Consider the following 16,917-nt stretch of genomic DNA (forward strand, 5'->3'; position numbering starts at 1 on the left):
CGAGATCCCTCCCCTTAGCTCAAATCCACCTCAACGAAGTGATCCCTGCGGTCGTCCACCATGTGTATCCTGCCCAGAGGTCGCCCTGTCGCATCTATGCCTATTCCATCAATCTCGACACCGTCCATCGAAATACGGCTCACATGTTCCGGCTTTTTCCCCACGCGCTTGAAGGTGATGTGATAAACGGTCTCTCGAAAGCGATAGTGAATGTTGTACCACTCCCAATGGGCCGGGATACAGGGGGCAATAAGCAGATAGTCGACTTCCAGTTGCAAGCCCAGGAGTGTTTCCACGGTTAGCCGGTACATCCAGCCTGCCGCTCCGGTGTACCACGTCCACCCTCCCCGGCTGGTGTGTGGCGGAGCACCGTAAATATCCGCGCACATGACATAGGGCTCAACCTTATACCGTTCACTAGCATCCGGTAGACTCCCGTGATTGATGGGATTGAGCATGTTGAACAATTCCCACGCCCGCTCTCTGTTACCCAACATGGCAAACGCCATCGTCGTCCAAATGGCGGCGTGAGTGTATTGGCCACCATTTTCGCGAACGCCGGGCACATAGCCTTTAATATAACCGGGCTCAAGGTCTGAAGTGTCGAATGGCGGAGTGAGCAGTTGAATGAGCTGCGCCTCGCGTCGCACCAGACGTGTGTCCACCGCCGCCATCGCCTGACGGGCTCGATTGGGTTCGCCGCCGCCCGAAATGACCGCCCAACTCTGGCTGATCGAATCAATCTGGCATTCGGCATTCTCGGAGGAGCCCAAGGGAGTGCCATCATCGAAATACGCCCGCCGATACCATTCGCCGTCCCAGGCATTGGCCTCAATGCTGTCGCGCAGCCGCGAAGCCCGCCCGGTGCACATGTCGGCAAATGCCTCATCCCCTCGACGACGGGCCAGGCCGGAAAACAGCTGAAGGTTTTCATAGAGGAACCACGCCAGCCACACACTCTCACCCTTGCCATCACGACCGACAAGATTCATCCCGTCGTTCCAATCGCCGCACCCCATGAGAGGTAATTGATGTTCGCCGAAACGTAATCCGTGTGTGATTGACCGCACGCAATGTTCATAAAGACTGGCCACTTCAGTCGAACGTTGCGGCTGGTCGTAGTAGGCCTCCTCTTCCGGATTCAACTCACGCCCTTCGAGGAAATGGACAGACTCGTCGAGGACTCCCGTATCGCCAGTGGCCAGAACATACCGGCAGGCGGCATACGGAAGCCACAGATAATCATCGGAGAAATGCGTGCGTACACCTTGCCCATTGGGTGGATGCCACCAATGTTGTACGTCACCCTTGCGGAACTGACGCTCGGCACAACGAAGTAACTGCTCTCGGGCGAGCCATGGCGTGGCATGAATAAGCGCCAAGGTGTCCTGCAATTGATCACGGAACCCGTAAGCCCCACCCGATTGATAATACCCGCTACGGCCCCAGAGCCTGCAGGACAACGTCTGGTAGAGCAACCAACCGTTGGCCAACACGTCCAACGCTCGATCCGGCGTCTCCACATGCACCGCTCCCAACGTACGGTTCCAGTGGTTCCACACCGCTTCCAAAGCCCATCGTGCCCCAACCGGCCCACTAAATCGTTCGATAAAATAGTGCGCCTCATCCGTGTTGCGGGCCGCGCCAAAAACGAACACGATCTCACGCTCCTGCCCCTCGGCCAGTTCGATCGAGGTCTGTATGGCCGCGCAGGGGTCCAGAGCCGCACCGGTTTTGCCGGATAAGCGCTTGAGGCGCATCGCAGCCGGGCTGGCCAGGGAGCCATTGCGGCCAATGAACTCTGTACGGTTTCCGGTCACCGTGCGCTCGCGCTCGTTAACCTGCACAAAGACAATTCGGTTGGTACATTCGCGGCCATACGGATTGCGCGCAAACAGGGCTCCGCTGTGTGGATCGGTTTCGGTCACAATGTGCATCATATTGGTGTGGCGCCACTCACCGAGCACCAGCTCCCAATACCCGGTCAACGACAATCGACGCGGCCCCTTCGAATCGTTGCGCAACTTGATCACCACAAACTTTACCGGTGCATCCATGGCGACATAGGTGAACAGTTCCGAGGCAATGCCGGCTTCGTGATGCTCGAACACGCTGTACCCGAACCCGTGCCGACACACATAGCCCGATCGACCGGATGCGGGCAATGGCGTCGGCGACCAGAACGCACCGGTTTCCTCGTCCCGGATGTAAAGCGCCTCACCGCTACTGTCGCTCAGCGGGTCATTATGCCAGGTAGTCAGACGGAACTCGTGCGCGTTTTCCACCCAGGTATACGCGCTCCCGCTCTCGCTGACGACCGTGCCAATGTGCGGGCTGGCGATGACATTCGCCCAGGGCGCCGGTGTGTGCTGACCGGGTTCGAGAGTGACGACATATTCGCGCCCATCAGGCGTGAAGCCACCCAGACCGTTACAGAAAATTCGATCACGGGCCGCCAGGGGCTGGGCCGGTATGACTGCCGGTTGCCGCAATGACTCTAAACGGTCCGGCACACGCACGACCGGGACGAGGCGCTCCACCTGCTCGAGTAAGGTTTCGGCAGTATCGGTCAGCACGACCCGGGCGACCGTCTGGAACAAGACCCGATCCTCCTCCGACAGTTCTTCGGCACGTCGCACGAAGACCCCACCCGGTCTGTCAAGAATTTGCGCTTCGGGACCCGCATTGATCAGCCCCATGATCTGGTCTTGGAGAACCGCCCGATAGCCCGAGAAATCCTCATTGACGATGACCAAATCCGCAGTCAAACCTTTCATGCGCCAATAGGCATGGGCTTGCAGCACCTGTTTAACCAGATCAATCCGGTTCCGGTCGCCGATACGGAGCAGAACGATTGGCAGATCACCCGAGACGACAAAGCGCCAAAGCCCCGACTGTCCAAGCTGGTTGCGGGCAATGACGCTCGGTGCAGCACGGTGCAAGCCATTGGCGAAAATGACTGAGGTGGCCAGACGACCATAGACCTGAGCCTCCGCCTCGGTGGCGTTGAGATGACGCAGCACCTCCTGACTTTGGAACCAGGCCATTTCAAAGGCACGCTCAACGAAGTGCCGGTCACAATATTTTTCAAGCAACGCCAACGCGGCCTCCCGGGTGTCGGCGACACCGGAGATAATCTGCACGATCGACGATTCATCGGACGACACAGCGATGGTGCGGCGAATGGCCACGATAGGATCGAGCACCGAACCATCCGAATTCGACAACGTCGACGAACGATCATCGCTCTCCAACACCACAGGGTTGGCCGCCGTTCGGCCCCGCCCGATGAATTTGGAGCGATCCGTCTCGTATGAGGGCTCGTCGGCTACAGCCCCGGGCGCGGCCAACAGGTGAAACATCCACGGCACCGCCTCCCCCGGCGTGCGGGCACGCCGCCGGCAAAGGATCGCCTGACGGTCCGGTAGGATTTCAGTTTGCACGAACAGGTTGCTGAATGATCGATGGGCCAGGTCGGCATTCAATGGCGCCAATACGACCTCCGCGTAGCTCGTCACCTCGATGTGACGGGTACGACTCGACAGGTTGGTGAGCGTGACGCGCCGGATTTCAACATCGTCTTCAGGTGACACGCTGATCTCAGTGTGCGCTTCAATCCCCTGGTCGCGCCGCCGATATTCGGCGCGCCCCTGCACAAAAATTGCTTCATAGTGATCGGCCTTGCGCAATGTCGGTTGATGCGCCGTTGACCAGTACCGTCCAGAGTCGCGGTCACGCAAGTAAATGAATGTGCCCCAACAATCGGACGTGACGTCCTCGCGCCAACGGGTTACGGCCAGGTCACGCCAGCGACTGTAGCCGCCCCCGGCATGAGTCGCCATGAGGTGGTACCTGCCATTGGACATCAGATGCACTTCAGGTATGGGCGTGTTCGGGTCGATAAACACGCGCATGATGGCACCGCCTTCCGCAGCGGGAGGCCGCGCGGCGGCGCTCACTTCAGCCGCATGCGGATGCAACGTCGCTCCCTTCTTCGGCACACGCTCCTGCAGCAACAATTCCGTCGCCCGTACGTGGGGGGCAGCCATGAAACGGCGCTGCATCGGCCGATTGAGCAGGACATGCGCAAAGGCCAACAGGCTCATGCCTTGATGATGCGCCATGAATGTGCGCACGATGGCGTGATTTTTCCCTCGAGGCACGCGTGAGGGCGTGAAATCCACCGCCTCGTAGAATCCGTAGACTCCACAGAACCCATTGGTAGCCATGGTCTGTAAGTTATGACAGGCTTCTCGCGGCATCACGGTGAGCGCCAGCGCGCTGGCGTAAGGCGCGATGACCAGGTCGTCTCCCAGCCCGCGCTTAAAGCCCAGTCCGGGGACGCCGAACGCCCGGTATTGATAGACGTGGTGCATATCGGTGGCGTTATAGCAGGACTCGGAAATACCCCAGGGCACCGCACGTTGTCGACCATATTCGATCTGGCGCGACACGACCGCCTTGCAGGTCTGCTCCAACAAGGTATTCTGGTAGCTCGGCATGATCAGTTGCGGCATGAGATACTCGAACATCGAGCCGCTCCACGAAATCAAACTCACGGCGCCGCCATAACTGGTCAACTGGCGACCGAGTGAAAACCAATGCTTTTGCGGGAGCTGTCCCTGCGCGATAAGGAGAAAACTTGCCAGGCGTGCTTCGGATGCCAGCAGATCGTAACAGGACGGATCACGGCGCCGTTCCCCCACATCGTATCCGATGTTCAACAAACCACAGGACGCATCATAGAGAAATTCAAAATCCATCACCGCCAATTCGCGACAGCGATTCACCAAATCGTCGATGATTCTGATCCGCTCCACCGCACCCGTATGCGGGGTTAGGTCCACACCGGCTAACGACAGCCCTTCCGTGCCCACGACTCTCTCTCTGGCCAAGACCGCCAAGGTCGGAATGTTGGTGAAATGCCGTGGCTCGGGCACCAACCTTCTCAGGTCATCCCGCAGTGCGCAGGATTGCTGATCGAATGCCTGCGCCCACTGATACAGTTCGCCGTCGATATCGCTATCCGCCGGGAGCCAGGCCACCAGTTCCTCCGCGGTGTGGTGAATTTCTCCCAGCAGTCGATCGGCAGCCGCCAATGTCTGTGGCTCCCCGTTTAGAGTGAGTGTGTCGAGTTTGTCTTGAAGAACCTTGATTTGTTTCGCAAGGTCCGGGGCTGGTATCGAAGGCACGTGTTCGGCAAGGACCTGCAGGGTGTCCTGCAACCCCCGAAACGGGCACGAGGACAGCACCGGCTGATCTTTCAACTCGGCCAATCCCGCTTGTAAGGTGAGCAAGCTGCCGGCCAGGTTTCCGCTGTCCACCGACGAGACGTAGAGGGGACGAAGCGGTTTTAGCGTGCGTGTGTCGTACCAGTTATAGAAATGGCCGCGGTAGCGTTCCAGCTTTTCCATCGTCGCCAAGGTGTGATCCGTCCGTCGCAGAAATTCTCCGGCGGACAGGTATCCGAAATCGTACGCAGACAAGTTCGCCAGAAGCGACATGCCGATGTTGGTCGGGGAGGTGCGGGAGGCGATGCCCGAAGCAGGATGTTCCTGGAAATTATCGGGTGGCAGCCAATTGTCCTCTGGACTGACGAACTTCGCGAAAAACCGCCACGTTCGCCGGGCTGCCCCCCGCAAGAATGCCCGTTGCTCAACGGTCAAGTCCGGCACGGGGACCGCAAGGGGCACACTGATCCACCAGCCGACGACCGGGGACCCCAGCCAAAGCAACAAGACCGGTGCACAAAAAAGCCACTCTTCCGGCCGGCTGATCACTAATGCGAAGGTCAGCATTACCGCCAGAGCAGGCCCGATCCACATCTCCATAAAAAAATCAGGCAGTGTCCGGCACGCATTACGACTGACATAGGATCGCATATGCCAGAGTAACAATCCGCGTCGGGTGAACAGCATCCGCACACCCGAGCGCAGAATCGCATTCAGGTTAATCAGCGTCTCATAGGGCAACAGGATCACCGTAAGCAACGCGAGTATGAACGGATGGCCGGTAGATTTGCTTTTGAGGATGAGGTGCACCAGCCAATCCCGTTCTTCCGGTTTTCGTATGAGATCGATCATGGCGCCGAGCACGATGGGCAAAAACACCACCCCCGCGACCAGCAGGGTCCAGACCCATGCCGATCCCGGACCAAACAGCCATCCACCTATCAGCAAGGCCAGCAATGACGGGGACACGAGGCTGCGTCGAAGGTTGTCAAATATTTTCCACACCGACAAGGCTTTCAGCGGGTTTGGGAGCCGCTTCGGATTCGATCCATTTGATCCCGGCAGTCCGGGCACATGCGGGAGCAGCCAGCCGGCAAGCTGCCAGTCCCCGCGTATCCACCGATGTCGCCGGCTCGCCTCTATGGCATAACTGGCCGGATGCTCTTCAATGATATCGACATCGGTGACCAGTGCTGAACGCGCATACCCGCTTTCCAACAAGTCGTGACTGAGAATGAGGTTCTCAGGAAAACGTCCATCGACAGCCTGACGAAACGCATCCACATCATAAATGCCTTTGCCGATAAACGACCCTTCCCCGAAAATATCCTGATACACATCCGAGACCTCGCGCGTATAGGGATCGACGCCTGATTCACCGGCGAACAGTTTCGTAAACCGTGACTGCCCGGCACTGATCAGGCTGATTGACGTGCGTGGTTGAAGAATGGCGTAACCTTCGACGATACGCCCCTTGTCCGGATCGTATACCGGCCGATTGAGAGGATGAGCCATGTTGCCGATTAAGGTGCGTGCCGTGTCACGGGGTAATTGCGTATCGGTATCCAACGTGATGACATACTTGATTGAGCTGAGGAGCGATGGATCACCGACCATTTCCGAGAATGCCGTTTGCGCCTCTCCCCGCAACACGGCATTGAACTGCTCCAGCTTGCCGCGTTTGCGCTCATATCCCATCCACACCTGTTCGTATGAATTCCACACCCGAGGTCGGTGAAACAGATAGAAGATGCAGGGGCGGTCCTCGCGGTAGGTCTCATTGAGCGCCTGGATGCCTGCGGAAGCCCGGACGAGCAATGCGTCATCATTCGGCAGCATACGCTCAGGCGCGTCTCGAAAATCCGTCAGCAAGGCAAAAAACAAATGGGGATCGCGGTTCCCCAGATACCGGATTTCCAAGGCTTCCAGAAGATCATCAATCTCGTGCGACCTGCTCAGCAAGGTGGGAACCACGACCATCGTGCGGTGAGCGTTGGGAATACCCCTTGAGAAATCCAAGCGTGGTAACGCCCGGGGCGCCAGGGTCAGCGTGACGACCAGATTCACCACCGAGACGGCCAGCGCCGAGATACCCATCATTCCGGTTATGCCCAAAAACCAGAACCGCCAATCACCCGGCCCGAACCCCTCGAAAGAGAACAGCACCGCCGATGTCGCAAGGGCCGTGAGCAACAGGATGGGTCCGAGGTACAGGATCAGGCGGAAAGGCCGACTGGCCCGGCTGAACCGTAATTTCCACGACACACGGCAGTTCACCCCACGCTCCAGTAGGTCGCGTCCGTGATCGATCAGATAGTATCCGATATGGGAGGCACGGTCGTTAGAACCCATTCGCGCTGCAGCCGTCTGCGCAAGCACAATGGCGTGGCGTGCTACAGCCCATTCACTGCACGAACTTTCTCTCGCCACATCTTCGATGACATGCCGATACCGGTCGCGGGTGGCGAAATCCTGGTTGGTGTACATTCCCGTCGGGTCTTCACACAAGGTCTGTTCGACGACACTGAGCGACTCGACGTAATTCTTCCAGTCCGTTGCGCCAATGAAACGCAGACTCCCGATACTGTTGGCAATGGAGATCTGATTGGTCGCGGCCGTTCGGCCTGCCGCCTCCGACAACTGCGTGGCCGTCACCCCTTGTTCAAGTAGTTTATGTTCGACCCAGGTTTGAATGAACGCCATAGCCGGCCCCTGAGCCTGAAGTCTTGCGTAAAATTCCTCCACAAAGGGTGCGGTCAACGGCACATCGGCATTGGCGAACTCGGCGAGCAACTGAACAAGCTGTTTCGGTTTCTCTTCAGCCGTCGCGTGCATGCGGTCGGCCCAACTGATCGCCGCGTCGCGCTCCTCGCGCCGACGGGCAATACGCAACCCCACGCGACGAAGGTTTTCCAATAGCGCCAACTGCAGCATAATCGGGAATGCCCACAATTCACCCAGTTGTAACGGTTCAACGGTCTGGTAGGCGGCGACGAAATGGGTGGCATTGTCGCTGTCGACACGACCATCCATATGAGAGATCAACTCCAACGCCAGGTCATAGATTCTGGGAAAACCGGCTGACGGGCCATCAGCCAGTCGCGGCAACTGCCGGCTGTACCCTCGCGGCAGATGCCGACGTGCCAGAACGATCTGCTGCTCAATAAGATAAAAATTATCAAGCAACCATGCCTCTGCCGGGACGATACGTTGTCCGGGCGTCACGGCGGCTGTCACAAGGTCATACGCCGCCAGCAGCACACGCTCATTGTCCGCCAGCCGTGGTAATAACCTGTCCGGGCCAGGGTGCGGATCGATTGGATGCTGTCCAGCGAGCGTGACCGCATGACGTTTCAATTGCTCGATGCTGAACAGCTCCGAGCGCAGCAACTCTGTATCCCCTGCGTCACGCAACACATTCCGTGCAGGTAATAAATGTCCGAAATTTTTTCCGAAAATATTAATGACGATGACATTCTCCTCGCTCGAACGTTGGATCGTCCGCGCAGTAACGGCCTTAAACCTGGGTTTGGCAAAATGTCATGCTCCGTGCTTTCAGCACGTCAGCCAGTGACCTGTTGGTGGCTAATTTCTACATTGTTTTGGCTGGGATTGAGATTCGGGTTAAAACGGACAGTGGATGAGTACCGCTTTTTGCTGGAATTCAAGGCCAAAGGTTTGGAGCTTGCTCGAAGTTGATTAAGCCCCGCACAGGCCTCAAGCCGTTTGGCTGCGGATTGCTATAGCTTTAGACCCACGCTCCTGTCAGCTTAATCCATGTTAACACTATATTCGTCTATGGAGATAGGGAATGCCATGGCACGATGGCGGGTGAGAAAACTGTTGCCGAATGCCGTGATTCAAACTTTGGGTCGGCTTCCCCATGACAACGGGATTTCACTATACTGAAACAACGAGTTCATCTTTTAGCGCCAACCGAACCGAAGGGTTATATCTTATGCCACTGGGGACGTCTCTCTCAGGCCAGTTCACCTTCATACTCTCTTTTGTTGATAATAAGGACAATAACAATGGCACAAGAATCTCATACTCCCAAGGATAAGCCCCGGCGACGGGAATTAAGCATGGCCAAGGTCGCGCAGGTGAAAGACCCTGTCTGCGGCATGATGGTTGATCCGCTTACCGCTGCCGGAAAATTCGAGCATGCGGGAGCCATGTATTACTTCTGCAATCCGCGTTGCCAGGACAAGTTCAGCCATGATCCGGATGGCTATCTCACCGGAAAACACCAGCAGTCGATGGATACCGAAAATGCGAAGCCGGGCACCACATATATTTGCCCGATGTGTCCGGGGGTGGAATCTTCAAAACCGGCTGCTTGTCCGAAATGCGGCATGGCATTGGAGCCGGATATGGCCGTTGCACCGGCAACCAGGACGGAATATGTCTGTCCCATGCATCCTGAAGTGGTACAGGACCAGCCCGGCTCCTGTCCCAAATGTGGCATGGCGCTTGAACCGAGGGAAATTACACTTGAAGAAGAAGACAATCCCGAACTTAAAGACATGACGCGACGGTTCTGGATCGGTCTCGTGTTGGCGTTTCCGGTATTTATTTTGGCCATGTCCGAAATGATTCCCGGCCAACCCCTTCAGAATATCCTGCCACCTTCGGTCCTGTCCTGGGTACAGTGGGCATTAGCCACGCCCGTGGTCTTATGGTGTGGATGGCCGTTCTTTCAACGCGCATGGGCTTCGCTCGTGAATCGCAGTCTGAACATGTTTACACTGATTGCATTGGGAACCGGCACGGCCTATGTCTATAGCACCGTGGCGACGATTGCGCCTCAAATATTTCCTGCCTCATTCAGAGGAGAGGGTGGTGAGGTCGCCGTGTATTTTGAAGCCGCGGCCGTGATCACCGTCCTTGTGTTATTGGGCCAGGTCCTGGAATTACGGGCACGCAGCCAGACAGGCAGCGCCATTAAAGCCCTGCTTGGCCTTGCACCAAAAACCGCCAGGCGAATTCTCGAGAATGGCGAGGAGGAAGACGTCCCACTGGATTCCGTGCATCCGGGAGACAAGCTTCGGATCCGCCCGGGAGAAAAAATTCCGATCGACGGAGTTATTCTTGAGGGTCAAAGTGCTGTCGATGAATCCATGATTACCGGAGAATCCATACCGGTGGAAAAAAGAGCAGAAGCTCAGGTTACCGGGGGAACCGTCAATGGCACAGGGACATTGGTGATGCGAGTTGAACGAGTAGGCCGGGATACCGTCCTGGCGCAAATTGTTCGCATGGTGAGCGAGGCCCAACGCAGTCGGGCGCCCATTCAACGGATGGCCGACCTGGTAGCCGGCTATTTTGTGCCAATTGTTGTAGGGATAGCGGCGCTGACTTTCTTGATCTGGGCGTTTTTCGGTCCGGAACCGCGCATGGCTCATGCCCTGGTCAATGCCGTCGCCGTTCTCATTATTGCCTGTCCATGCGCATTGGGCCTCGCCACCCCCATGTCCATTATGGTGGGAACCGGACGAGGAGCCACAGCCGGCGTCCTAATGAAGAATGCTGAAGCCCTGGAGCAATTGGAGAAAGTGGATACCCTTGTCGTCGATAAAACGGGAACCCTCACAGAAGGCAAGCCCAAACTGATGTCAGTCGTTTCTCACACCGATATGCCGGAAGAGGACCTGCTCCGATTGGTCGCCAGCCTGGAACGCAACAGCGAACATCCTCTGGCCTCCGCCATTGTGAACGGGGCGAAAGACAAAGGGCTGGAGTTATGGAAGACTCAGGACTTTCAGTCGAAAACCGGCAAAGGCGTGACCGGTACTGTCCAGGACCGGAATATGGCACTCGGAACACGGAAGTTTTTGGAAGAAGAGTTTCACGTAAAGCCCGAGACCTTCGGGCCGTTGGCAGACAAGGCCGAGGACCTGCGCCGTGATGGCCAAACCGTCATGTTCGTGGCCATCGAGAACCAGATCGCCGGCCTCATCGGAGTCGCCGACCCGATTAAATCATCAACGTCGGAAGCCATTCGCCTGTTACATGAAGAAGGGATTCAGGTAGTCATGGTCTCCGGTGACCATCAACAGACCGCACAGGCGGTTGCGAAGAAGCTCGACATTGATGAGGTGAAAGCGGAAGTGTTGCCCGAGCAAAAGAGCCAAATCGTGAAGCAACTACAGGCAGAAGGGAAAACCGTGGCCATGGCCGGAGACGGCATCAATGACGCACCGGCTCTCGCCCAGGCTCATGTCGGCATCGCCATGGGAACCGGCACGGATGTGGCCATGGAAAGTGCGGGGATCACGTTGGTCAAGGGTGACCTGCGGGGTATAGCCCGAGCGCGCAAACTTAGTCAGGCGACCATGCGCAACATCCGGCAAAATCTCTTCTTTGCCTTTTTCTATAATGCCGTCGGAGTGCCGATTGCCGCGGGTATTCTCTATCCGGCATTCGGCATCCTCTTGAGTCCGATGATTGCCGCTGCGGCGATGACATTTAGCTCGGTTTCGGTCATTACCAATGCCCTCCGATTGCGAACCACGACATTATAAATTGCTCACGACCTAAATAAGCATCGGGCAAGTTTATTACAAGGACCCGTGGTACATGAAATACCAGATGCATTGCGAATCTGATTTTGGTTCCGATAGCTATGCGCTGGAATTACTTTCATTCTCAGACGCCTATCTCGATTCTGCTTCACGCCTTGGGACCACCTTGAAACGATCTTCAAGGAAAGCCAGCTATGACCTGGGCCTGTCATGCTGCACCTTATGTTTCACGCTATTGAATGTTTTTGAAAGGTGCAATTCTTGAACATAACCCAGAGGAGGATCTTAAAAACCCACAACATTTAAGGTCTTAGCAAACGATATTATGAATTGTATCCTGGGAAGCAATTCCGTTTTACATCCTTAATCTGCACTGAGGAAGTCGATCTGAGCCAAATTTATGGTCCAGAAAATGTAGGGAAAATAAAAAATTCAATCGAAGCGTGCTAAAAGGACAACCCTTTGGGCCAGCGCTATCGCTATCCTAGAAAACTGAAAGGAGGAACATGGGATGGTTCGTTTGGCTTTGAGGCGGGATCGTGTCTTGTCGAAATTACAGCATTGAAAGCCGATATCGCACGGCTATCAACTTTAATTTTCCGGCTAACCCCGTGCAACAAGGAAGGTGAGATAAGGGGACACCATCGTTTCATTTTGGTTCAGCTGGTAAGACCAGATCAGCAGCAGTAACGTCCCCCTCAAATGTAAACCCGGTAGGCCTCACTCCAACTTGGAATGTTTCCGGTGAAGATTTTCCATTTGGAGATAGATGCAGGACGCCGTCCAGGTAATCAGTACCAACCCCGTCAGTGATTCTATTCCAGTGAGAAAGCGAAGCGGGCCGGTTGGAATAAGATCGCCAAACCCTAAAGTCGTATAGGTGACAAAAGAGTAATAGACACAATCTTCAAATCCGGGAGTTACCGCCCCAACGAACGTCCCATATTCTTTGGCGTTTATTAAACCATAGTACCCCGCCGCAAAAATTAAAATTTCTACGATATGCGCGAGAAGCGCAGATAAGATCCCCCAAATGACACCCAACCTTGGTCGTTTTGATCGAGAGGGCATGAAGATGAAAATCCGGTAGACGACTTCATAATGAACCATGACGGACAAGGCGACGAGCAGCGTGGTGACAAATAAGGTCAGAAACATGTAGGCCCGTGGTCAACGACGGTTCATTCCAAAAGAAAATCAAAATCTTTTTGTGAGAGAGACGCTGCGCCGCCATGAGGGGTCGCCCCTTCCAGGACCGCGTGATAGAGATCTAATTTCTTCTGCTTCAATTCCATCATTTTCTCTTCTATAGTATGTCGCATGAGTAACCGCATGATAGACACGTTCTGCGTTTGTCCGATGCGATGCGCGCGGTCAGACGCTTGGTTTTCTACAGCGGGATTCCACCAGGGGTCAAGGTGAAATACATAGGACGCTTTGGTGAGATTCAGCCCCTGCCCACCGGCTTTGAGACTCAATAAAAAGATAGACGGGTTCGCTCCCTCCTGGAATTTCTGAACCAGTTTTTTCCGGGTGGGCGTCGGTGTGGAGCCATCCAATCGGACATGTGGAATCTCATGCGCATCGAAGGCCTGTTCGACGATATCCAGAAACGACGTAAATTGGGAGAAGACGAGCGCACTATGCCCTTCATCAAGAAGTTCCTTGAGCCGATCAAGGAGGCATTCAAGCTTCGGGGAAAGTTCGGTATGCGCGGGGCTGAGCAATTGCGGTGACAGGCAGATCTGTCGGAGCTTGAGAATCGCCGTCAGCGCGATGATCCGGGCCTGCGCGGGTGTTTGGCTTCGATAGGCCGCAGCAATGGTCGAACGAATTTTGGTGACCGTCTGTTGATATAAACTTTTTTGGCGATCTGTCAATTCCAGATACAGATCTGTCTCAATTTTTGGTGGCAGTTCTTTGAGGATTTGACTTTTGGTCCGGCGCAACACAAACGGTCTACTCCGCTGCATGATGGTCTCTAACAACGCCGGTGAAGGCGCTTTCATTTTCCCCCTGATCTCTTCATAGTCTCCCAGAAGACCCGGCACGCACAAATCCATCAGGGCATAATATTCTCCCACATGATTTTCCAAAGGTGTTCCGGTCATCACGCATTTAAAATATCCCTTGAGACGTCTTGCGGCACCGGTGGTTCTGGCCACAATGTTTTTGACCGCCTGGGCTTCATCGAACAGAATGACATTGAATGGGATCTGTTCGAGGATCGCAATATCCCGTCGGATCAGGCCGTAGGTCGTGAGGACCACATCGGCTCCCGCAAATGAGGAGGTGCGTTCCTTCCCGGTATACGACTGTATCGTCAGTGAGGGATAAAATCTGGAAATTTCATTTTCCCAATTAAATAAGAGACTGGGAGGAAGCACGACGAGGTGTGGACCTTGAATCGGTTCCGGTGCGGTGATGAGGCCTTCCTTAATCCCCGCGAATAAACAAATGGCCTGCAACGTCTTCCCTAATCCCATGTCATCCGCCAGGCACGCACCCAGGCGATGTTGATAGAGAAACCCCAGCCATCGATACCCCTCTTGTTGATACGGACGAACCGTCGCATCCACGACTTGAGGAAGCGGAATAGCTTCAATCTGCTCAAAATGCAACAACCGGTTGATCAAGGCTTCATCCGCCGGAGGGAGAATGACGGTCACCCCCCTTTTTCTTAAGGCCACCCAATCCAGGATTTGCAGTTTCGGGACACGAACGACAGCCTTTTGTTCCCGGTGGTCCATACTGGGCTTATTGGAAAGAAAGGCAAACGCGCGCAAAATAGCCTGTGTGTTCTGGTCCACAATCCGAATGATGCCGTCCGCCTCCATCATGCCACCACGTTCAAGAATTTTTTCGATATCTTTCGCTTCGATCCGCACCCCGTCACACAACAGTTCCGGTCGAAGTTCAAACCAATCAATGCTTGATGCCCGTCGCGCATCGATCGAGCAATCCCACTGCGACGTGGTGATGGGTTGGTCTTGATAGAATAGCCCGATGCCGACTTCCTGCAATTTTGCATGAAGCTCGGGAAGCAGAGGATAGAGATTTGTGAGCGGGAGACTCATTTCATCATGCTCCACCATTCCCTCAAAAAGCGAAGGTCCCCACAGCGTGTACGGAATGGCATAGAGCAAGGCTTCTTTCGCCCAATCGTTCATCACCACACACCAGTGTCCGTCGTGAACTACCAGCCGTACACTGGGCTCTAGTGCGGGCGAGGAAAATCGCTGCAGGATCTGTTCGGCCTCCGCCTTCAGTTTGAATGGACGGAATTCATCCTGGGCAATGCAGGCCTTTACCAGTTTCCTGACATCCGTTGGCTTCTGATGACCGATTAATTGGAAAAAGGTGTCATAGAGGAGCGTACGGCGTTTCTTCGCCTTTATTCCGCTCGAGACGGTTTTGGCTCGTTCAAGAAATGGAAATATCCTGAAAATAGGTACACTGGGGCGCCCCTGGCTTTCCCCGAGCCAACATTCCGCGCGGAGGATTCCTGTCCTCAAATCCAACACCGAGACATCTAACGGAATGGCCTCAGGAATGAACGTAAGGCGATAGTGGTAGGTGGGTGCCTTTCCGGAATGGTGGTGATCAGAGAGTGACACCTCCTGCCCGGCACACTTAAGTAACACCGACCGAAGGATTCGGTCTTGTTCATGAAGGGGAATATCCAGTTGTAAGGTGATAAATTGTTCGACCGGAATGGAAAAGGTTGGTCTTGCCATGCCGGTGGGACGTTCCGATGAAAGCCAGCCTTCGCGATGTTGAGATGTCGCGGGCAGGGCCAACGGTCGGCTCAGCGGGTCCGCGGGTTCAATGACCTGTTCCCGCTGACTGTTCTCATACAGCAGATCGTATACGGCCCATCCACCTTCATGTTCGAGGGGCCCGAGTTTTTTGGCATTCAAATCAGCCGCAAACCCCAGACAGGCGTACGAGTTTGGTTGCACCTCTCCGTAGCGTAAACAACAGGCGGCAATCGAAACGTGCGAACCGAGAATGTCCAGTTCGGTCTTGGTGGTATACAGCGCATCCGGTGCCCATTCCAAAGGAAATCGTCCGTCCGCATTCTCGTAAAACAGGGCATGGTGTTGGCCGTGGTGCTTCAGGAAATCCCGTAACCCTTCCTGAACGGACCATGCGGGATCCTGCGTGGCCCGAAGCAGCACGGCTAACTCGGTTGGCATCCCGGCAAAAGATTGGCAAATGTTCCCATGGTTGGTAATGCGAATGGATGACACGCCATGGTGGTTGCAGAGAGTAATCTCAAACCGTGGAGGAGGGGCCGGAGCGGATGGTTTTGAGGCCAAAGGACTCCCGGCGCGTTCCATGAGTTGCCGCAGGAGTAGGGCTCGTTGGGTGGAATTGGATGAGGGCATCCGAAAGGTATCGGGAAGAAGGAGATTGACCGTCGTCAGGAGAGCACAAATGACATGCTTACAATGCGACTCCGGCGTCCACACCGGACAGGTGCAGGAAAAGGTCAGCTGCCCGTTGTGCACGATGAACCGAACCAGATATTGGGTCGCCCCTCGCACCGTAGCCGACAAGATAGACTGCGTCCGGTCCCAGCTATACGACTCGAGCCTTCCTTGGGCGTAATACTCATATCCGCGAAGAACAAAGGCCTTGGAAGCCAGGAAGTAGACATGGTTCGGAGAGAGGACTTTCAGGTGTTCCAAAACACCAAAGGGTTCTACGGACATCGTTCCCCTATCATCGTATAGGACCCTGAGCAATCAACAAACAGGCACGACCTCTGGCACCAGGGCATTCCCGGTCGTGATGGACAACGCCTTACTCGATGCACCTGGTAGTGGTTCTGATGAGACATATAGGTGTTCTTCAAAGCACAGGAACCTGTCGACCAGACATCCCGACTTGAACAACTTTACGGGTGTTTCCATTCCAGAGGCCGATCGGCAAAGCTTCAATTATACACCACTCATCTTCTGATGTATGCCGTTTGAAATGAGCAAATCCCAAATATCGCCATACCCGCTCCAGACGCTTGATGAGAAGGCCATGGCCCGCTCATTATGAAGATTCCACCCCTCTGTTAGCCCGGAACCTCAATACGGTGAAGAAAAGCCATTGCTCAGCGGAAAATGCTGGAAAATCAACGCCGACCCCAAAAGCATTCCTACGCG

Annotated in this window: 4 protein-coding genes; 1 reads left to right on the forward strand and 3 read right to left on the reverse strand. The window is 55.2% G+C overall.

Features of this window, described 5'->3' with window-relative positions; genetic code table 11:
- Positions 1-14: 14 nt before the first annotated feature.
- On the reverse strand, positions 15-8,621 hold the full coding sequence (locus tag PP769_RS16770) for a glycoside hydrolase family 94 protein (protein WP_312642291.1): 8,607 nt from the start codon (positions 8,619-8,621) through the stop codon (positions 15-17).
- 641 nt (positions 8,622-9,262) lie between these two features.
- On the opposite strand from PP769_RS16770, the gene PP769_RS16775 reads away from it, so the two are divergent.
- Positions 9,263-11,755, forward strand: coding sequence for a heavy metal translocating P-type ATPase (locus PP769_RS16775; protein WP_312642293.1), 2,493 nt, complete (start codon positions 9,263-9,265; stop codon positions 11,753-11,755).
- Between the two features lie 720 nt (positions 11,756-12,475).
- On the opposite strand, the gene PP769_RS16780 is transcribed toward PP769_RS16775, so the two are convergent.
- Together PP769_RS16780 and PP769_RS16785 are read right to left on the reverse strand one after the other, a co-directional pair.
- Positions 12,476-12,913, reverse strand: coding sequence for a potassium channel family protein (locus PP769_RS16780; protein WP_312642295.1), 438 nt, complete (start codon positions 12,911-12,913; stop codon positions 12,476-12,478).
- A 23-nt stretch (positions 12,914-12,936) separates the two neighbouring features.
- The gene (locus PP769_RS16785; protein ID WP_312642297.1) at positions 12,937-16,473 is read right to left on the reverse strand and encodes a DEAD/DEAH box helicase; all 3,537 of its coding nucleotides are present in this window, start codon (positions 16,471-16,473) and stop codon (positions 12,937-12,939) included.
- Positions 16,474-16,917: the final 444 nt, after the last annotated feature.

It is taken from the genome of Candidatus Nitrospira allomarina (assembly GCF_032050975.1).
Lineage (GTDB): Bacteria > Nitrospirota > Nitrospiria > Nitrospirales > UBA8639 > Nitrospira_E > Nitrospira_E allomarina.

Excerpts from the sequence above, each read along its gene's own strand:
- PP769_RS16775 (WP_312642293.1), top strand. The coding sequence starts at position 9,263 with ATGGCACAAGAATCTCATACTCCCAAGGATAAGCCCCGGCGACGGGAA.
- PP769_RS16780 (WP_312642295.1), bottom strand. The coding sequence starts at position 12,913 with ATGTTTCTGACCTTATTTGTCACCACGCTGCTCGTCGCCTTGTCCGTC.
- PP769_RS16785 (WP_312642297.1), bottom strand. The coding sequence starts at position 16,473 with ATGTCCGTAGAACCCTTTGGTGTTTTGGAACACCTGAAAGTCCTCTCT.